The organism is Pseudomonas sp. H3_C08 (genome assembly GCF_054669455.1).
The window spans coordinates 1,194,323-1,214,039 of record NZ_CP162803.1 but is presented as its reverse complement, the minus strand read 5'-3'; the positions used below and the strand labels follow the sequence as shown (position 1 = coordinate 1,214,039).

Genomic DNA, 19,717 nt, shown 5'->3' with positions numbered 1-19,717 from the left:
GATGTTCAGCCTTCCCCACCGCTCGCCGCGGGACTTGCCGTTTGTCACCGATCACACCGCACTGTTGCTGGTGGACATGCAGCGTGCCTGGCTCGAACCGCAGTTCGACGCGCACCTCAATGGGCCTGACGCCGAGTATTTCCTGACCCGTGCACACATGCAGGTGGTGCCCAACCAACGTCGTTTGCTCAGTGCCTTTCGCGAAGCGCGGCAGAATGTACTGCACACCATTATCGAAAGCCTTACGGCTGATGGCCGTGACCGCTCGCTCGACCACAAACTCTCGGACATGCACCTGCCCAAAGGCAGCGCGCAGGCGCGAATCATTGAAGACCTGAGCCCGGTGGAAAACGAAATCGTCCTGCCGAAGACCTCGTCCGGGGTGTTCAACTCGACCAACATCGACTACGTGCTGCGCAACCTCGGAACCCGTCACTTGATCATCGCCGGCATCGTCACCGACCAGTGCGTGGACATGGCCGTGCGCGACGCCGCCGATCGCGGCTATCTGGTCACCCTGGTCGAAGACGCCTGCGCCACCTACAGCGCCGAACGCCATCACGCCTGCCTGAATGCGATCAAGGGTTACTGCTGGATCACCGACACCGACACCGTGCTCGCCCGCCTGCAGGAGATGCAGCCATGAGCACGCGCCTGACGCCGCTGCCGATGACCACGCTGGTCACCACTGACCTGATCGGCATCACCCGTGGCCGCTCGTTTCCCACTGATGAGCTGGAGCACTATCAAGCCGCCGGCTGCGGCTGGGTGCCGGCCAACAGCGCGTTGACGCCGCAGGACATAATTGCTTCAACCAATCCGTGGGGTGCATATGGCGATCTGCGGTTGATTCCCGATCTGGGCAGCCGCGTCACCGTCGGCAACGGTCCGGACGTCGACGCACCGGCGCTGGATTTCATCCACGGCGATATCCGCGAAACCGATGGCCGCCCGTGGGGCGCCTGCCCGCGCACGTTGTTGCGTGATGAAATCGAGCGTTATCGCGATGAACTAGGCTTGCAGGTCAACGCCGCGTTCGAACACGAATTCAACCTGCACGCCGGTTTCGCCGAGCATCTGGCGTTTTCCCTCGAAGCCCAGCGTCAGGGCGCCGAGTTCGGCGGCTGGCTGCTCAGCGCCCTGCGCGCCGGCGGTGTCGAGCCGGAAATGTTCCTACCCGAATACGGCAAGCACCAATACGAAATCACCTGCCGCCCGACGCTCGGCGTAGCGGCGGCCGATCGTGCCGTCAACGTGCGCGAGATCACCCGCGAGATCGCCCGGCAAATGGGCCTGGATCTGAGCTTCGCGCCGAAAACTGCGGCGGATGCAGTGTGCAACGGCGTGCATCTACACGTCAGCCTGCTCGATCTGGCCGGCCAGCCGATGCTTTACGACGCCGGCACCAGCAACGGTCTGTCGAGTCTCGGCCAGCATTGGGCGGCGGGGATCCTGCATTACTTGCCAGCACTCTGCGCGTTCACCGCGCCGACGCCGGTGTCGTACGAGCGCTTGCAACCGCATCACTGGAGCGCGTCCTACGCCTGTCTGGGCCAACAGAACCGCGAAGCGGCGCTGCGCATCTGCCCGACCGTGAGCCTCGGCGGCAAATCCGTGGCCCAGCAGTTCAACCTTGAGTTCCGCGCCATGGACGCCACCGCCTCGCCGCATCTGGCCATGGCCGCGCTGCTGATCGCCGGACGTCTGGGCATCGAACAGCGTCTGGCGCTGAACGCCATCACCAACGAAATTCCCGATTCACTCAACGACGAGCAACGCAAGGCCCGGGGCATCGTCGCCCTGCCCGCCTCGCTGGCCCAGGCGCTGGATTGCCTGCGCAACAGTGGCACCTTCACTGCATGGCTGCCCAAGCCGCTGCTCGACACTTACTACGCCCTGAAAACCGAGGAACTGGCGCTGACGGAACAGCTCTCGCCCGCTGACTTGTGTGAGCACTATGCACGCCTGTACTGAATCCGCCGAGCTGGGGTTGTACACCCGACCGGCCTACAACCTGAGCCGCGCCGACTCGACGCACCCGTTGATTCTGGTGTGCGAGCACGCCAGCCGCTACATCCCCGAGGCCCTGAACAATCTGGGCCTGGACGAGGCCGCCGCCGCTGAACACATCGCCTGGGACATTGGTGCGCTGCAACTCGCCGAACAGTTATCGGAAAGGCTCGGCGCAACCCTGTTGAGCGCCAATTATTCACGCCTGCTGATCGATCTGAACCGGCCACGCCACGCCCCGGACAGTATTCCGGCGCAGAGCGAAATCTATCAGGTGCCGGGTAACCGCGAGCTGGACGAAGCCACCCGCGAATACCGCCGCCAGACCTTGTTCAAACCGTTTCACACGCGCTTGCAAACGTTGATCGACGAACGTGTTGCTCAGGGCCAAGCGGTGCGTGTGGTGGGGATTCACAGTTTCACCCCGGTGTTTTACGGCCAGCCGCGACCGCTGGAGGCCGGCGTGCTGTTCGGTCAGGCCAAGGCCTACGCGCAACGCCTGCTCGACGGCCTCGGCGAACTCCCGCTGAAAGTGGCCGGTAATCAGCCGTACAAGATCGATCCGCTGGGCGACATGACCGTGCCGGTGCACGGCGATGCCCGTGGCCTCGACTCGGTGCTGATCGAGGTGCGCAACGATTTGCTGCGCAGCCCCGAAGCCGTATCGCGCTGGGCCGGATACCTCGCGCCTTTGCTGTAATGAATGAAAGACTGCTGACGCTGTAAACGATGGATCGATAACAACTAAAACGACCGACTGGCTGACAAGGAGTTGCGCTTCATGGAAATTGAAGAATTCGGCTACAAGCAAGAGTTGAAACGTAGCCTGACGCTGACCGACCTGGTGGTATACGGGATGATCTTCATGATCCCCATCGCCCCGTTCGGTGTGTATGGCTACGTCAACGCCGAGGCACCGGGGATGGTGCCGCTGGCGTACATCATCGGCATGGTGGCGATGCTGTTCACCGCGCTGAGTTACGGCAACATGGCCAAGGCTTTTCCGATTGCCGGTTCGGTCTATTCCTACGCGCAGCGTGGCCTCAATCAACACGTTGGCTTTATCGCCGGCTGGCTGATGCTGCTCGATTACCTGCTGATCCCGCCGCTGCTCTACGTCTACGCGGCGATGGCGCTCAACCACTTGTACCCGGACATTCCGAAAGTCGGCTTTATTCTGGCGTTTCTGGTCAGCGCGACCTTCGTCAACCTGCGCGGCATCACCTTCACCGCACGGATGAACATCATCTTCCTGCTCGCGCAACTGGTGGTGCTGGGGATCTTCCTGTTCTACGCCTGGAATGCCCTGCACAACGGTGGCGGTAACGGCGAGCTGACCCTGGCGCCGCTGTATCACGCGGAAACCTTTAACTTCGCCCTGCTGATGCAAGCGGTGTCGATTGCGGTGCTGTCGTTCCTTGGCTTCGATGCGATCTCGACACTCGCTGAAGAAATCAAGGGCGATCCGGGCAAGAGCGTCGGCAAAGCCGCGCTGATCACGCTGGTAGTCATGGGGGTGATTTTCGTTGCACAAACCTGGATCGCCACCGACCTGGCGGCAGGCATGGGCTTCAAATCCGCCGACACCGCGTTCTATGAAATCGCCGAAATTGCCGCCGGCAGTTGGCTGGCGACCCTGACCGCTGTCGCGACGGCATTGGCTTGGGGCGTGGCCGTGGCGATCACTTCGCAAGCCGCAGTCTCGCGTCTGCTGTTCGGCATGGCCCGCGACGGCAAGCTGCCGAAAGTGCTGGCCAAGGTGCACCCGAAACACAACACGCCGTACCTGAGCATTTATCTGGTGGCGGTGCTGTCGCTGGTGATCTGCTACCTGTTCATCAACTCGGTCGACACCCTGACCTCGCTGGTCAACTTCGGCGCGCTCAGTGGCTTCATGCTGCTGCACCTGACAGTGATCAACTACTACTGGCGTCGGCAGAAGTCCGGCCAGGTGGTGCGTCACCTGATCTGCCCGGTCATCGGCTTCATCATCGTCGCGGCCATCATGTACAACATGGGCGTCGATGCGCAGAAGCTCGGCCTGATCTGGATTGCCCTGGGCCTGGTGTATCTGTTCTTCCTGAATAAACTCGGCGCCAGTACCGCGCTGCCTGACCCGAGCAACGGCTGACAAGAAAAAGAGCGGCGTCTGACAACAAATCAGGCGACCGCCGATTTATCGCGTGGACACCGACAGTGATAGTCAGGTTCGGCGACATCGCCGAACCTTTTGATACAGGAGTACATCCATGCTGGTCTTACGCCCAGTCGAACAGACTGACCTGCCCCAGCTACAACAATTGGCCCGCGACAGTCTGGTGGGCGTAACTTCCCTGCCGGACGACAGCGAACGCCTGCGCGAGAAAATCGCCGGCTCCTGCGCCTCGTTTGACAGCGAAGCGGCATCCCAAGGCCCGGAGAACTACTTCTTCGTGCTGGAAGACCTGGACCGCCAACGGCTGGTCGGCTGCTCGGAGATTCTCGCGACGGCGGGCTTCGACGAGCCGTTCTACAGCCTGCGCAACCGCCATTTCACCAGTGCATCCCGCGAACTGAACATTGAACACGGCGTACCGGCGCTGTCGCTGTGCCATGACCTCAGCGGCCACACATTGCTGCGTGGTTTTCACATTAATGCCGAACTGGTGCGTACGCCGTTTTCCGAATTGTTGTCACGGGCGCGCCTGTTGTTCATCGCCGCTCACACGCGGCGCTTTGCCGAAGCGGTGATTACTGAACTGGTCGGCTACAGCGACGAGCAAGGCCATTCGCCGTTCTGGGATGCGCTGGGCAAACACTTCTTCGACCTGCCCTACGCGGAAGCCGAACGCCTGTGCGGGCTGCAGAGCCGCACGTTTCTCGCCGAACTGATGCCGCAATATCCGATCTACGTGCCGATGCTGCCGCAAGCCGCGCAGGACTGCATCGGGCGCATCCACCCGGATGGCCAGGAAGCGTTCGACATCCTCGAGCGTGAAGGCTTCGAAACCAACAGCTACATCGACTTGTTCGACGCCGGCCCGACCCTGTATGCGCGCACCAGCAACATTCGTTCGATCGCCCGCAGCCAGACGGCAACGGTGCAGCAAAAACCCCAAATCGATGCCCGCGGTCGTTATCTGCTGAGCAACGACGCGCTGCACGGCTTCCGATCGATCATGGCCGAACTCGATTACCAACCCGATCAACCGTTGTCCCTCACCCCTGCAATGTGTGCGGCGCTGAACGTGACCGATGGCAGCCCGATCCGGCTGATTGCCCTGTGAAACCCGCCCGGTTGCGCAGTCAACGACAGTGCCCGAACAGGCGCGCAGAAGGAGTTACAGCATGATTGTCCGTCCGGTCAAAGTCAGCGACCTGCCTGCCTTGCTCGCGCTGGTAAAACAGGCCGGCCCGGGGTTCACCACCCTGCCGGCCAACGAAGATCGCCTGTCCCACCGGGTCCGTTGGGCGCAACGGGCGTTCGCCGAACAAGTGGAACGAGCCGACGCAGACTATCTGTTTGTGCTCGAAGACGACGACATGCGCGTGGTCGGCGTCAGCGCTCTGGCCGGGGCGGTCGGCCTGCGTGAGCCGTGGTACAACTATCGGGTCGGGTTGACGGTGAGTTCGGCGCCGGATCTGGGCATTCAACGGCAAATCCCGACGCTGTTTCTCAACAACGAACTCACCGGCCAATCGGAGCTGTGCTCGCTATTTCTCGGCCATGACCAGCGCCACGGCAGCAATGGCCGCCTGCTGTCGCTGGGGCGTTTGCTGTTCGTTGCCGAATTTCCCCACTTGTTCGGCGAGAAGATGATTGCCGAACTGCGCGGCAGTGCCGATGAACACGGTTGTTCGCCGTTCTGGGACAGCCTGGGTCGGCATTTCTTTCAGATGGACTTCAGCCATGCCGACCACTTGTCCGGGCTGGGCAACAAATCGTTCATCGCCGAACTGATGCCGCGCCAGCCGCTGTACACCTGCCTGCTCACCGAACAGGCCCAGGCAGCGATCGGCCAGGCACACCCGAATACCGAACCGGCGCTGAAGATCCTCCAGGCCGAAGGGTTTACCCACAAAGGCTACATCGACATCTTCGACGGCGGCCCGGTGATCGAAGCGCCCGTGCGCAATATCCGCACCGTGCGCGAGAGCGTCGAGCTGGCTCTGAGCCTCGGCAGCCCCGACGAACAGGCGCCGCTGTGGCTGATTCACAACCGGCGCCTGGAGAACTGCCGCATCACCGTCGCCCGCGCCCGCCGGGTCGGCAGCAGCCTGGTGATCGACCGCCTCACCGCCAAGCGCCTGCAACTGCAACCGGGCAATTCGGTACGCGCGGTGATGCTGCCCAATCAACAGCAACAGGCGGTGGCGGCCTGACGGTCACCACCGCAAAAAGGTAAATCCTTTCAGCAAAAGAGTCCGCGACAACCTGTCCCTTGCAAATTCGTCATGATCCTTGACCCATTCGCGTGATAGCCTTTTCATTCTTCGGCGTTGACACCTTTGTTCAAGCCCTTCCATTCCTTTGTATTGGTGGAACTCGTATGACCAGGCTTTCCCATCAAGATTTGCGCCGTAACTTCCGTCAACTGCTGGCTTCCGACACCTGCTATCACACGGCTTCGGTGTTCGATCCGATGTCCGCACGGATTGCCGCTGACCTCGGTTTTGAAGTGGGGATTCTCGGCGGTTCCGTGGCCTCGTTGCAGGTGCTCGGTGCCCCGGACTTTGCCTTGATCACCCTCAGCGAGTTCGCCGAACAGGCCACCCGCATCGGCCGCGTCGCCCAATTGCCGGTGATCGCCGACGCCGACCACGGCTACGGCAACGCCCTCAACGTGATGCGCACCATCGTCGAACTGGAGCGCGCCGGCGTCGCCGCCCTGACCATCGAAGACACCTTGCTGCCGGCGCAATTCGGGCGCAAATCCACCGATCTGATCACCGTTGCCGAAGGCGTCGGCAAGATCCGCGCGGCGCTGGAAGCCCGGGTTGATACGGAAATGGCGATCATCGCCCGTACCAATGCCGGCATTTTGCCGAACCAGGAAATCATCAGCCGCACTCGCCAGTACCAGGCGGCCGGGGCTGACGGCATCTGCATGGTCGGGATTCAGGATTTCGATCAGCTTGAGCAAATCGCCGAACACCTGACCGTACCGCTGATGCTGGTGACCTACGGCAACCCGGCGCTGCGCGACGACAAACGTCTGGCCGAACTCGGTGTACGCGTGACCATCGATGGGCATGGCGCTTACTTTGCGGCGATCAAAGCGACGTATGACAGCTTGCGTGAACAGCGGCAGATCTTCACCCAGGCCTCCGACCTGAGCGCGACCGAGTTGACGCACACTTATACCCAACCTGAGGAATACATTCTCTGGGCCAAGGAATACATGAGCGTCAAGGAGTGATGCGCACGCTTCACCGGCCCTTTCGCGAGCAGGCTCGCTCCCACAGTGGATCTTGGTTGAACACAACATTCGTGTTCGACACCGATCAAATGTGGGAGCGAGCCTGCTCGCGAAGGCGTCCGCCGCTACACCGCTAAACCGGCGTCTTGTAAGCCTCTTCCCGCTGCACCGCCCGCGCCTGAATCACATTCAGAATCGCACAGCCCACGCGCATCAACAGATGCACCGCGCTGGTCACCCGCGTCAGATCACAATCGGAAATGCCCTTGAGGTTGAGACTGGCAAAGGTGTCGGCCAGATCGCGCACGACCACAAACCGGTGCATCGCACAGGCGGCCATGTCGCTGAGTTCTGAGTGGGTGTTAAGGAAGAGCACCGGGGATTCGGCGTCGTAGGTGTCGATGGGGAGGAAGCGGGGCATTACTTGGTCGGTCATAGAGTTCACTCCAAATAGGGGTCAGGTGCTGTATTCGACCGGCCAAGATCGTCGCAGATTTTTCTGCGAGCCGAGACTATAAAAGCCGCGCTCAACGGCTGCAACGAGAGCTTCTGTCAGACTTTTCGGTATTTTTTGTACGCCGTTCGCGACTTCCACTTTTCCCACAAAAGCCCCTCACCCTAGCCCTCTCCCAGAGGGAGAGGGAACTGATTGGGGGATGCTTGGGAGCTACGCCGACTTGTGATACCGCGCTGAATCCGATTTTGAATTCAAAGTTAATCTTTCAGGTCGCCGTGTTAATCACAAACAACGTGGTCAGTCCCCTCGCCCTCTGGGAGAGGGTTAGGGTGAGGGCAAATGCACCTGACACCCCACCCGCATCAGTCACACCACAAACCCACTCACCGCGGTTTGGCCAACTCCATAATCATCCGCGACAATAGATAAATCCGCGGCGCCACGCTCGCCACTTCGGCGTATTCCTCCGGCGTGTGGATATTGCCGCCGACAATCCCGAAACCATCCAGCGTCGGCGTGCCAACCCCGGCAGACAAACTCGCATCCGCCGCGCCGCCACTGCCCTCCTCGGTCAACTTGCGACCAATCTCGCCATAAATCCCTTGAGCCATCGCCATCAGGCGATCCGACTCAGGCGTTTGCGGCATTGGGGGCAAGCCGCGTTGCAATGAAGTCTTCACTTCCGTCTCAGCAATCAACTTGTCCTGCGACACCCGCGCCAGATCCTTTTCGATCCGGTCAAACTCCTCCGGCACCGCCGCGCGCACGTCGGCCTTGGCGGTGGCTTGATCGGGAATCACGTTGGTGCGGTCGCCGGCCTTGAGCACGGTGAAGTTGATGGTGGTCTTCTTCGCCTCATCGCCGAGTTTGCCCAACTGCAGAATCTGGTGCGCCGCTTCCATCGCGGCGTTGCGCCCCAGTTCCGGGGCGACGCCGGCGTGTGCGGCTTTACCCTTGACCTCAACCAGCGCCGTCGCGCTGCCCTTGCGCCACACCACCAGGCCATCGGCCGGGCGGCCCGGCTCAAGGTTGAGGGTCACGTCGTGCTGTTTGGCGGTTTTCTTGATCAGATCGGTGGCGACGTCCGAGCCGGTTTCCTCGCTGGCATCAAGCAGGAAGGTGATTTGCGCATAGTCCTTGAAGTCGAGGTTTTTCAGGACTTTCAGTGCATAGATCCCGGCGACGATGCCGCCCTTGTCATCCATCACCCCCGGCCCGTAAGCGCGGCCGTCCTTGATGTGAAACGGCCGCTCGGCCGCCGAACCTTCCTTGAACACCGTGTCCATGTGCGCCATCAGGAGGATTTTCGCCTTGCCGGTGCCTGTCAGCGTCGCCAGTACATGGTTGGATTTTTCCGGCGTATTGGGCACCAGTTCGATGGTGGCGCCGAGTTTTTTCAGCTCATCGATGGCGATGTCGCTGACTTGCTTGAGGCCGGGTTCATAACCTGAGCCGGAGTCGATATTAACCAGCCGCTCCAGCAGTTTCAGTGCTTCTGGCTGGTACTGCTCGGCATCGGCGAGCACTTGTTTGTGCGGTTCGGCAAAGGCGTGGGCAGCCGAGAAGGCGAGAGACAGGCCGAGGCTAGCGGCCAGCAGGGAGCGAGAAAATGAGCACGTCATGAAGCGATCCTTGTTTCGCGTCGGGGGGGATTTAACCGTACCCGACATCGGCGCGAGGCTCTACACCGAATGCGACACTGATCTAACCGACAACACACAACCCCTGTGGGAGCGAGCCTGCTCGCGAAGGCGTCGTGTCAGGCGATATCAATGTTGGCTGACCCAGCGCTTTCGCGAGCAGGCTCGCTCCCACAAGGGATTTGTGGTGATGCGGATCAAACCGAATCCAGTAACGTCTGCCGGGACTTGTCATCGCAATTGCAGATCACCCGGTTACGCCCGCTGGCCTTGGCTTCGTACAACGCCTGATCGGCATCATTGAGCCAGCGTGTTGCGTCGGCATGCGCCGGATCGTACGCCGCCAGGCCGATGCTCAAGCTGACCTTCAACGCCGGATTCTGCTCATAACCCAGAATCGCGAAGCGCTCACGCAACGCTTCCATCGCCTGCGCGGCGTTGAACAGCGGCAGATCCGGCAAAATCACGCAGAACTCATCACCGCCATAACGCCCGGCAACGTCCGTCGCCCGCAGGTTTTGTTTAAGCAACTTGCTCAACTGGCGCAACACGATGTCGCCCGCGACATGGCCGTAGGTGTCGTTGATCGCCTTGAAGTGATCGATGTCGATCAGCGCAATCGCCGCACCCTGCTTCTGCCGCTTGCAGCGCTGAAAAGCGATCTCCAGTTGATCCTTCCAGGCGCCATGATTGAGCAGCCCGGTCAGGCTGTCGGTGCGGCTCAAGGCGAGCAATTCGCGTTTATGCAAGCCAAGCGTGTAGGCCTGACGAAAGCAGATCCAGCCCAGCGCCAAGGGGTACAGCAGCAGTAACGGGAAACAGGCGTACATTTGTGCAGGCGTAGTTTGCGGAATGAATGCCGGAGCAAACACCACCAGCCCGACGCCGACCCCGAGCAACTGCGCCGCAGAGCCTGCCAATAGAAAACGTGAACCACCGATTGCGACGTTGTTCATTGCCATCATCGAAATGGTCGTGGCAGTGGGCAGCGGATTGAAATGCATGGCGGCAAGCCAAAAGCCGCCGAAAAAAGCGTCAATCAACAGATTGCGGTGTTCAGCGTGGTAAGGAACCCGGGCGCGGCGCGCCCATTGAAACGCCAGATGCGGCCAGACCAGGCCGTTGAAGAACATCAGTGCCCAGACCCACAGCGGCGGATCGAGCGAGTACATCGACACGCTCACGCACACGAGCCCCAGAATCAACCCGAGGATGCGCGACGTATAAAGCCTCCTGGCCAATGAAAGTCCCTTTCCTCCGGTATTTCCCATAAGGACCTCGATCACGCACACCGCAGGACGGATGTGCTGGAAGTCTAACAGGGCGACGTTAAATAGCCATCACCGGCCAGCGGGCTGAATAGCGCGACATCAGGGCCGCACACAGGGCAAATATTTGGCTATACATGAAAGGAGCAAAATGGAAAAAAAACTATAAGAAGGAGACCCATGCACACCTATCACGTGTTGATCATCGGCAGCGGTTTTGGCGGTCAATGTGCTGCGGTCAACCTGCTCAAGGCCGGGATCGACGATTTTCGCCTGCTGGAGCGACGGGACTTCTTTGGCGGCACCTGGTGCCAGAACACCTACCCCGGCGCGGCGGTGGACGTGCCGTCGCCCCTGTATTCGCTGTCGTTCGCGCCGTACCGCTGGTCGCAGATGTTCGCCGGACAGGCCGAACTGCAGCGCTACACCGAGCATGTCATCGAGCAGTTCGGTTTGCGTGAGCGCGTGGAGCTGGAGGCCAATGTCGAGCGCGTCGAATGGGACGACACGGAAAAACGCTGGGCTGTGCACACCGCCAGCAAAGGCACCTTTTATGCGCAGTTCCTGATCAATGCCACCGGACCATTGAGCCAACCGGTCATCCCACACTTTCCTGGCCAGGATCGCTTTAAAGGCAAGACTTTTCATACGAACAACTGGGATCACAGCTACGACTACCGCGGTAAACGCGTGGCCATCGTCGGCAGCGGTGCCAGTGCGGTGCAGGTGATTCCGGCGATTGCGCCGCAGGTCGAGCAATTGCACGTGTTTCAGCGCACGCCGCATTGGGTGCTGCCCCGCGCCGATCGGCAGTTCGGGCCGCTGCAACGCTGGCTATTCGGCCTGAAACCCGCCTACAAATTGTTGCGCTGGCTGATTTACTGGCAATTCGAAACCCGCGTCATCGCGTTCAAATACTCGAAAGCGGCGATTCACATGGTCCAGCAGCACGCCCTGCGCTTTCTCAAACGCCAGGTGCCAGACCCGGCGCTGCAAGAAAAACTCACCCCGGACTTCACCATCGGCTGCAAACGGGTGCTGGTGTCCAGCACTTATTACCCGACGCTGAGTCGTCCCAATGTCACCTTGCATACCCGCGAGCAAGGCATCGCTTCCATCGACGAAACCGGCATCAACACTCAGGACGGTCAGCACATCGATGTTGATCTGATCGTCTGGTCGACCGGTTACGACGCCACCGACGGAGTAATTTCCTACCCGGTCAGCGGAAAAAACGCCGTGCAACTGAGAGATGTCTGGGCGCAATACCCGCGCGCGTATCTGGGCACCAGCCTGCCGGACTTCCCCAACCTGTTTATCGTCACCGGCCCGAACACCGGCATTGGGCACACCTCGGCGCTGTTCATCATCGAATCGCAGATGAACTACATCCTTGACTGCATTCGTACCGTGCAGGCGAAGGGTCTGCGCAGCATCGAAGTGCGCCGTGAAGCGGAACGTACCTACACTGAGATGATTCATCGGGAGATGGAGCGCACGGTCTGGAAGTCCGGCGGCTGCCACAGTTGGTATCAAAGCAAGAGCGGTCATGTGATCGCGATGTTTCCCGGCTTCAGTTTCAGCTATCACCGCTTGACCCGAGCGCTGAAACCGGCCGACCACATTCTGTCCTGAACACGTAAAAGGAAGACGTCGATGCTTTTGCTGTTTGTCGCCCTCGCGGTTTTCGTGGCCTGGAGCTGGTTGAGTTATCCGGCGGTCGGTCATTGGCTGTACGACCTGAACATGGCCATCGAGGCCAAGTTGTACAAATTGCACAAGATCGAAGTGCCGATCGCCGAGATGACCGTCTCGACTTGGCAGGGCGGGCCGTATGAAGCGGCCAGCGCGATTCTGATGCTGCATGGTTACAGCGCCGACAAGAACCTGTGGCTGCGCTTTTCCCGGCACTTCGTGCGCCAGTATCGGGTGATCATCCCAGACCTCGCCGGCCATGGTGAAACCGGCTTCAAGGCGGGCGGCGGCTACGACATTCCGCTGCAGGCCAAGCGCATGATCCAGTTGCTCGACGTTTGCGGCGTGGAGAAAGTCCATGTGATCGGCAACTCGATGGGCGGCTACATCGCCGCGTGGCTGGCGGCGACTTATCCGGATCGCATCGCTTCGGTGGCACTGATCGACCCGGCGGGCGTCACCGCACCCGAGGCCAGCGACATGGAGCGCCATCTGGCGCGCGGGCATAACCCGTTTCTGATCAATTCCCGGGAAGAGTTCCAGCAGTTCTACGCGATGACCATGGCCACGCCGCCATGGGTACCCAAATTGGTGCTGGACGCCATCGCCCAGCGCTACGAACAACAACGCGATGAACTGGAAGAGATCTTCCGCGATTTTCGCGCCAGCCCGCCGATGGAGCCGAAACTGGTCGACATCAAGTGCCCGGCGCTATTGCTCTGGGGGCGCAAGGATCGGCTGATCGACGTCAGCAGCGTGCCGGTGTGGAGCAAGGGCATTGCGAATTTGCGTGTGGATGTCTGGGATCACGTCGGGCACATGCCGATGGTTGAACAGCCGGGGAATACTGCGCGCCTGTATCGCGAGTTTCTGGGAAGCCAAAGATGACAATGCACTCTGCCCCTGATCGTTCCCACGCTCCGCGTCCAGTGACGCGGAGCGTCACGGGCTGCATTCCCACGCAGAGCGTGGGAACGATCAAGGGTAAGGGCTTGAGATGAACATTCTTTATGACGAACGCCTCGACGGCCGGTTGCCGCAGGTGAACAAGGCTGACCTGCTCAAGGCCTTGCAACACGCCGTGCCTGACCTCGACATTTTGTGGCGTGAAGAAGAACTCAAACCCTACGAATGCGATGGCCTCTCCGCCTACCGCACCACACCGATGCTGGTCGCCCTGCCCCGACGACTTGAGCAAGTGCAAATCCTGCTCAAACTCTGCCATGAAAAAAACGTCCCGGTGGTTGCCCGTGGTGCCGGCACCGGGTTGTCCGGCGGCGCCTTGCCGCTGGAACAGGGCCTGCTGTTGGTGATGGCGCGCTTCAACAACATCCTGCACATCGACCCGGCCGCGCGCACCGCGCGGGTTCAGCCGGGGGTGCGCAATCTGGCGATCTCCCAGGCCGCCGCGCCCTTCGGCCTGTATTACGCGCCGGATCCATCCTCGCAGATCGCCTGTTCGATCGGCGGCAACGTCGCCGAAAATGCCGGCGGTGTGCATTGCCTCAAGTACGGTTTGACCGTGCACAACCTGCTGAAAATCGAAGTGCTGACCATCGAAGGCGAACGCCTGACCCTCGGTTCGGACGCCCTCGATTCAGCGGGTTTCGATTTGCTCGCGCTGTTCACCGGCTCCGAAGGTTTGCTGGGGATCATCACCGAAGTCACGGTCAAACTGCTGCCCAAACCGCAGGTCGCGAAAGTCCTGCTGGCCAGTTTCGATTCCGTGGAAAAGGCCGGTCGCGCGGTGGCCGAAATCATCGCGGCGGGGATCATTCCTGGCGGGCTGGAGATGATGGACAACCTAGCCATTCGCGCCGCCGAAGATTTCATCCACGCCGGTTACCCGGTCGATGCCGAGGCAATTCTGCTGTGCGAACTCGATGGCGTTGAGGCCGATGTCCACGATGATTGCCAGCGGGTGCGCGAGGTCATGACCGCGGCCGGCGCCACCGAAGTGCGTCAGGCCCGCGACGAAGCCGAGCGCGTGCGCTTCTGGGCCGGGCGCAAAAATGCTTTCCCGGCCATCGGCCGTTTGTCGCCGGACTATTACTGCATGGACGGCACCATCCCGCGCCGCGAATTGCCCGGCGTCCTGCAAGGCATCGCCCGCCTCAGTGAGGAATACGGTTTGCGCGTGGCCAACGTGTTCCATGCCGGCGACGGCAATATGCACCCGCTGATTCTGTTCGACGCCAACCAACCCGGCGAACTGCATCGCGCCGAAGCCTTGGGCGGCAAGATCCTTGAACTGTGCGTGCAGGTCGGCGGCAGCATCACCGGTGAACACGGGGTTGGCCGCGAGAAAATCAACCAGATGTGCGCGCAGTTCAACAGCGACGAACTGAGCCTGTTTCATGCCGTAAAAGCCGCGTTCGACCCACAAGGCCTGCTCAACCCCGGCAAGAACATTCCGACCCTGCACCGCTGCGCCGAATTCGGCGCGATGCACATTCACGCCGGGCAATTGCCCTTCCCCGAACTGGAGCGTTTCTGATGGCTGACGTCGACGCCGCCAGCGCTCTGCTCGATCAGGTCAACGAGGCGCGGGCCAATGCCACGCCGCTGAAAATTCAGGGTGGCAACAGCAAAGCGTTTCTCGGCCGCGAGGTCGCCGGCGAAGTGCTCGACACCCGCGCCCACTGCGGCATCGTCCGTTACGAGCCGACCGAGCTGGTGGTCACGGTGCGCGCCGGTACGCCGTTGTCCGAGCTGCTGGCGGCGCTGGATGCTGCCGGACAAATGCTGCCCTGCGAGCCGCCAGCGTTCGGCGAAGGCGCAACGGTTGGCGGCATGATCGCCACGGGTTTGTCCGGGCCACGACGGCCGTGGTCTGGCTCGGTGCGCGACTTCGTGCTGGGCACGCGAGTGATCACTGGCCTTGGGCAACACCTGCGTTTCGGCGGCGGAGTGATGAAAAACGTCGCCGGTTATGACCTGTCACGGCTGATGGCCGGCAGTTACGGCTGCCTCGGCGTGCTCACCGAAGTGTCGCTGAAAGTCCTGCCGAAACCACGGCAATGCCTGAGCATTCGCCTCGATATGGAATGCGCGCGGGCACTGGCCAAGCTTGCCGAATGGGGTCAGCAACCGCTGCCAATCAGTGCCGCCTGCCACGATGGCCAGAGCCTGTATTTGCGGCTTGAGGGCGGCGAAGGTTCGGTGACGGCGGCGCATCAGCGCCTCGGTGGCGAGCCGCTGGATTCAGGGTTCTGGCGCGATCTGAATGAGCAGCGCCTAGGGTTTTTCGACGAAGGCCTGCCGCTGTGGCGCTTGTCTTTGCCGAACAATCTCGGGCCACTGGATCTGCCCGGCGAGCAACTGATCGACTGGGCCGGCGCGCAACGCTGGCTGAAATCCGACGCTGAGCACATTCATATTCTCGCTCAGGAACTCGGCGGCCATGCCACCTGCTTTACCCACGGCGCCAGCTCTTCGCCGTTCCAGCCGCTGGCCTGGACACTGCTGCGCTATCACCGACAACTCAAGGCGCAACTCGACCCGCAAGGGCTGTTCAATCCCGGTCGGATGTACGCGGAGTTCTAGCCATGCAAACCACCCTCAGCGAACAATCGCGACAACTGCCCCGCGCCGCCGAGGCGGAAAAGATTCTGCGCACCTGCGTGCACTGTGGTTTTTGCAACGCGACCTGTCCGACCTATCAGTTGCTCGGCGATGAACTGGATGGCCCGCGCGGGCGCATCTACCTGATCAAACAAGTGCTCGAAGGCGCACCCGCGACGGCGCAGACTCAACTGCATCTGGATCGCTGCCTGTCGTGCCGCAACTGCGAAACCACCTGCCCGTCCGGCGTCGACTATCACAACCTGCTCGACATCGGCCGCGCGGTGGTCGATCACGCGGTGCCACGTCAGGCGGCGCAACGCCTGTTGCGCGAGGGTTTGCGCGCATTGGCGCCGAATCCAGGGTTGTTCAAAGGCTTGCTACGCGTGGGCACGACGTTTCGGCCGCTGTTGCCGCGCTTGCTTGAAAGCAAACTTCCGCAGCACTTGCCGGTTTACGGTTCGCGCCCTGCCCCTCGGCATGCCCGTCGCGTGTTGTTGCTGGAGGGCTGTGTGCAACCGGGGTTATCGCCAAATACCAATGACGCCACGGCGCGGGTGCTGGATCGCCTGGGTATCAGTGTCACCCCGGTGGCCGAGGCCGGTTGTTGCGGTGCGCTGGACTATCACCTCGACGCGCAAGCCAAAGGCCTCGACCGCGCCCGGCAGAACATCGATGCCTGGTGGCCGCACCTGCAAAACGGTGCCGAAGCGATTGTGCAGACCGCCAGCGGTTGCGGTGCATTCATCAAGGATTACGGGCATTTGCTGGCAGACGATCCGGTGTATGCGGCCAAGGCCAGGGAAATCAGCGAGCGGACGCTGGATCTGGTGCAGATACTCGCGCAGGAACCGCTCGAACAGATCTGCGCCGCCACTGAACGGCGGATTGCCGTGCATTGCCCATGCACCTTGCAGCATGCGTTGAAACTGGGCGGCGCGGTGGAAGCCGTGCTGACACGCCTGGGTTTCAATCTCACCGCCGTGCCCGACGGCCACTTGTGCTGCGGCTCGGCAGGTACGTATTCGCTGACGCAACCGGTGCTCGCCCGACAACTGCGCGACAACCGCTTGAATGCGCTGGAAAGCGACCGGCCTGAGCTGATCGTCACTTCCAACGTCGGCTGCCAGAGCCATCTGGCCAGTGCCGGACGCACGCGGGTGATGCACTGGATCGAACTGGTGGATCAGTCGTTGGCAGAATGAAGTTCGTAGGATTCTTCGTTTGCCCGCGTGCGAGAAGGCTGCGATCTTTTCCCTCATCCATTCCGTGACCGTGGCAGGAATTTTTTTCATGACCGTGCAGCCGTTCGTCAGCCCCGACCTGATCCGCCAACGCTTCTCCAAAGCGATGTCCGACATGTACCGCGAAGAAGTGCCGCTGTACGGCGCGCTGATGGAGCTGGTGGAGCGAACCAACCGCGAGGTGCTGGCCCGTCAGCCGGATATCGCCGAGCAGCTCAACAGCACCGGTGAAATCGGGCGGCTGGACATGGAGCGTCACGGCGCGATCCGCGTGGGCACTGCCACGGAACTGGCCACCCTCGCCCGTCTGTTTGCAGTGATGGGCATGCAACCGGTGGGCTATTACGACCTGACCCCGGCGGGCGTGCCGGTGCATTCCACGGCGTTTCGCGCGGTGCATGAAGAGGCGCTGCAGATCAGTCCGTTTCGCGTGTTCACCTCGTTGTTGCGCCTGGAGTTGATTGAGGATGCGCAACTGCGCGCCTTTGCAGAATCGGTATTGGCCAAGCGTTCGATCTTTACCTCGGAGGCGTTGCGCCTGATCGCGCAAGCTGAAACCGCAGGTGGTTTGAATGAAAGCGAGGCCGAGGCATTCGTCCTGCAGGCGCTGGAAACTTTTCGCTGGCATCACAGCGCTACGGTGACTGCCGCGCAATACCAGACTTTAAGCGCCCAACACCGCTTGATCGCCGACGTGGTCGCGTTCAAAGGCCCGCACATCAATCACCTGACGCCACGCACGCTGGACATCGACAGCGTGCAGGAACAAATGCCGGCCCATGGCATCACCCCGAAAGCCGTCATCGAAGGCCCGCCGCGCCGGCAGTGCCCGATCCTCTTGCGCCAGACCAGTTTCAAGGCGCTGGACGAGCCGATCGCCTTCACCGATCAGAACCAGACCCGTGGCAGCCACAGCGCGCGTTTCGGCGAGATCGAACAGCGCGGCGCGGCACTCACGCCCAAAGGCCGGGCCCTGTACGACCGCTTGTTGAATGCCGCACGCGATGAACTCGGCGACTTCCCCAACGAAGCCAACGCCGCACGCTACAACGCGCTGATGGCTCAGCACTTTGGCGAATTTCCTGACAGTGTCGAGGGTATGCGTGAACAAGAGCTGGCGTACTTTCGCTATTTCGCTACGGAAAAAGGACTGGCTGCTGGAGGGCTTGGGCAGTCGTCTCTGGAGGACTTGTTGCGCGATGGTTATGTGAAAGCGGAACCGTTGGTGTACGAAGATTTCCTGCCGGTGAGCGCAGCGGGGATTTTTCAGTCGAACCTTGGCGATGCGGCGCAGGCGCATTATGGCGAGCATTCCAATCGGCAGGCCTTCGAGCAGGCGCTGGGGCGCGCGACCATTGATGAGTTGCGGTTGTATGCGGCGACGCAGCAGCGTTCCATTGATGAGTGTCTGACACAACTTGCGCGTTGAAAAATCAAAAGATCGCAGCCTTCGGCAGCTCCTACAGGGGAAATGCATTCCAAAGGTAGGAGCTGCCGCAGGCTGCGATCTTTTGATCTAAAAGTTTTAAGTTGCCGCCTCGACCGAATGATGGCGTGTGGCCATTGTGCGCAAGAAGTTGCGCACTTGTTTTGTAAAAAAGCCTGATAAAACCGCTGAGAGCCACGTCGTACAAGGCCTGCAGCCAAGTGCGCAAGAAGTTGCGCAGTACTGCGCAACTTCTTGCGCACTTTTGCATTGGGCGAGCGCTTTATTTCGCACAAGCGCCTGAAAAATCAGACAAACACCCCGGCCCGTATGGCCGGCACAATTGTTGGCACGCTCCTTGATAACAGTGAGGCACCCACCGGGCGATTTCGCCTCCCGGGCACCTTAAATTATTCCGCAAGGAGAGCACCCCATGGCAACACCAGCGTACATGTCGGTTACCGGCGAAAAACAAGGCCTGATCACTGCAGGCGCTTTCACCGCTGACTCCGTAGGCAACACCTACCAGGAAGGCCACGAAGACCAGGTTATGGTTCAGGCTTTCAGCCACGACGTAATCATCCCGCGTGACCCACAATCCGGTCAGCCAACCGGTCAGCGCGTTCACAAGCCAGTTGTGATCACCAAGGTCTACGACAAGGCTTCGCCACTGCTGCAAGCCGCTCTGACCTCCGGCGAGCGCATGAGCGAAATCGTTATCCAGTGGTTCCGTACTTCTGCTCAAGGTACCCAAGAGCACTACTACACCACCAAACTGGAAGACGCGATCATCGTCGCCATCAACAACAAAATGCACAACTGCCAGGATCCAGGCAATTCGCACTTCACCCACCTGGAAGAAGTGCAGTTCACCTATCGCAAAATCACCTGGACCCACGAAGTATCCGGTACTTCGGGTTCCGATGACTGGCGTGCTCCAGTCGTTTAATTACGGCTGATCGTTACAAGCATCGGCCAGCTCTGCTGGTCGATGTTGTTTTCGCCCTCCAGAAT

At 60.8% G+C, this 19,717-nt stretch carries 17 protein-coding genes; 14 read left to right on the top strand and 3 right to left on the bottom strand.

Annotation, left to right across the window (positions count from 1 at the left end):
* The first annotated feature begins 1 nt into the window (after window position 1).
* From AB4N74_RS05615 to AB4N74_RS05585, 7 genes are all read left to right on the top strand, one after another.
* Window positions 2–646 carry a cysteine hydrolase family protein gene (locus tag AB4N74_RS05615; protein ID WP_093439026.1) on the top strand — a complete coding sequence of 215 codons (645 nt, stop codon included), beginning with the start codon at window positions 2–4 and terminating at the stop codon, window positions 644–646.
* The gene (locus AB4N74_RS05610) at window positions 643–1,974 is read left to right on the top strand and encodes a type I glutamate--ammonia ligase (RefSeq protein ID WP_460098598.1); all 1,332 of its coding nucleotides are present in this window, start codon (window positions 643–645) and stop codon (window positions 1,972–1,974) included. Before AB4N74_RS05615 ends, AB4N74_RS05610 begins: the two co-directional genes overlap by 4 nt.
* Entirely contained in the window at window positions 1,958–2,710 is a 753-nt protein-coding gene (locus AB4N74_RS05605) for an N-formylglutamate amidohydrolase (protein WP_099758632.1), read from the top strand. Before AB4N74_RS05610 ends, AB4N74_RS05605 begins: the two co-directional genes overlap by 17 nt.
* An 81-nt stretch (window positions 2,711–2,791) precedes the next feature.
* Window positions 2,792–4,141 carry an APC family permease gene (locus tag AB4N74_RS05600; protein WP_460098596.1) on the top strand — a complete coding sequence of 450 codons (1,350 nt, stop codon included), beginning with the start codon at window positions 2,792–2,794 and terminating at the stop codon, window positions 4,139–4,141.
* Between the two features lie 118 nt (window positions 4,142–4,259).
* Window positions 4,260–5,276, top strand: coding sequence for an arginine N-succinyltransferase (locus AB4N74_RS05595; protein ID WP_460098594.1), 1,017 nt, complete (start codon window positions 4,260–4,262; stop codon window positions 5,274–5,276).
* A gap of 61 nt (window positions 5,277–5,337) precedes the next feature.
* A complete protein-coding gene (gene astA / locus AB4N74_RS05590; RefSeq protein ID WP_460098592.1) occupies window positions 5,338–6,372 on the top strand; it encodes an arginine N-succinyltransferase in 1,035 nt (344 codons plus the stop codon).
* Window positions 6,373–6,539: 167 nt separating this feature from the next.
* Entirely contained in the window at window positions 6,540–7,409 is an 870-nt protein-coding gene (locus AB4N74_RS05585; RefSeq protein WP_007919546.1) for an isocitrate lyase/PEP mutase family protein, read from the top strand.
* A 133-nt stretch (window positions 7,410–7,542) separates the two neighbouring features.
* On the opposite strand, the gene AB4N74_RS05580 is transcribed toward AB4N74_RS05585, so the two are convergent.
* The 3 genes from AB4N74_RS05580 to AB4N74_RS05570 form a co-directional block, all read right to left on the bottom strand.
* Window positions 7,543–7,845, bottom strand: coding sequence for a hypothetical protein (locus AB4N74_RS05580; RefSeq protein WP_460098590.1), 303 nt, complete (start codon window positions 7,843–7,845; stop codon window positions 7,543–7,545).
* A gap of 404 nt (window positions 7,846–8,249) precedes the next feature.
* Window positions 8,250–9,488 (bottom strand): M20/M25/M40 family metallo-hydrolase, encoded by a 1,239-nt coding sequence (locus AB4N74_RS05575; RefSeq protein WP_460098588.1) that lies wholly within the window; start codon window positions 9,486–9,488, stop codon window positions 8,250–8,252.
* A gap of 215 nt (window positions 9,489–9,703) precedes the next feature.
* On the bottom strand, window positions 9,704–10,777 hold the full coding sequence (locus AB4N74_RS05570; protein WP_093439052.1) for a diguanylate cyclase: 1,074 nt from the start codon (window positions 10,775–10,777) through the stop codon (window positions 9,704–9,706).
* Between the two features lie 177 nt (window positions 10,778–10,954).
* Between AB4N74_RS05570 and AB4N74_RS05565 the strand changes: the two genes are divergently transcribed.
* The 7 genes from AB4N74_RS05565 (at window position 10,955) to AB4N74_RS05535 (ending at window position 19,652) form a co-directional block, all read left to right on the top strand.
* Entirely contained in the window at window positions 10,955–12,409 is a 1,455-nt protein-coding gene (locus AB4N74_RS05565; protein ID WP_460098586.1) for a flavin-containing monooxygenase, read from the top strand.
* Between the two features lie 21 nt (window positions 12,410–12,430).
* Window positions 12,431–13,357, top strand: coding sequence for an alpha/beta fold hydrolase (locus AB4N74_RS05560; protein ID WP_093439060.1), 927 nt, complete (start codon window positions 12,431–12,433; stop codon window positions 13,355–13,357).
* Window positions 13,358–13,466: 109 nt separating this feature from the next.
* A complete protein-coding gene (gene glcD, locus AB4N74_RS05555) occupies window positions 13,467–14,966 on the top strand; it encodes a glycolate oxidase subunit GlcD (RefSeq protein WP_460098584.1) in 1,500 nt (499 codons plus the stop codon).
* Complete coding sequence (gene glcE / locus AB4N74_RS05550; protein WP_257358175.1) at window positions 14,966–16,015, top strand: glycolate oxidase subunit GlcE; 1,050 nt, start codon at window positions 14,966–14,968, stop codon at window positions 16,013–16,015. Before glcD ends, glcE begins: the two co-directional genes overlap by 1 nt.
* A 2-nt stretch (window positions 16,016–16,017) precedes the next feature.
* Window positions 16,018–17,238 (top strand): glycolate oxidase subunit GlcF, encoded by a 1,221-nt coding sequence (glcF, locus tag AB4N74_RS05545; protein WP_257358174.1) that lies wholly within the window; start codon window positions 16,018–16,020, stop codon window positions 17,236–17,238.
* A gap of 88 nt (window positions 17,239–17,326) precedes the next feature.
* The gene (gene hglS, locus AB4N74_RS05540; protein ID WP_460098581.1) at window positions 17,327–18,706 is read left to right on the top strand and encodes a 2-oxoadipate dioxygenase/decarboxylase HglS; all 1,380 of its coding nucleotides are present in this window, start codon (window positions 17,327–17,329) and stop codon (window positions 18,704–18,706) included.
* Between the two features lie 430 nt (window positions 18,707–19,136).
* Complete coding sequence (locus tag AB4N74_RS05535; RefSeq protein ID WP_007919523.1) at window positions 19,137–19,652, top strand: Hcp family type VI secretion system effector; 516 nt, start codon at window positions 19,137–19,139, stop codon at window positions 19,650–19,652.
* The last annotated feature ends 65 nt before the right edge of the window (window positions 19,653–19,717 follow it).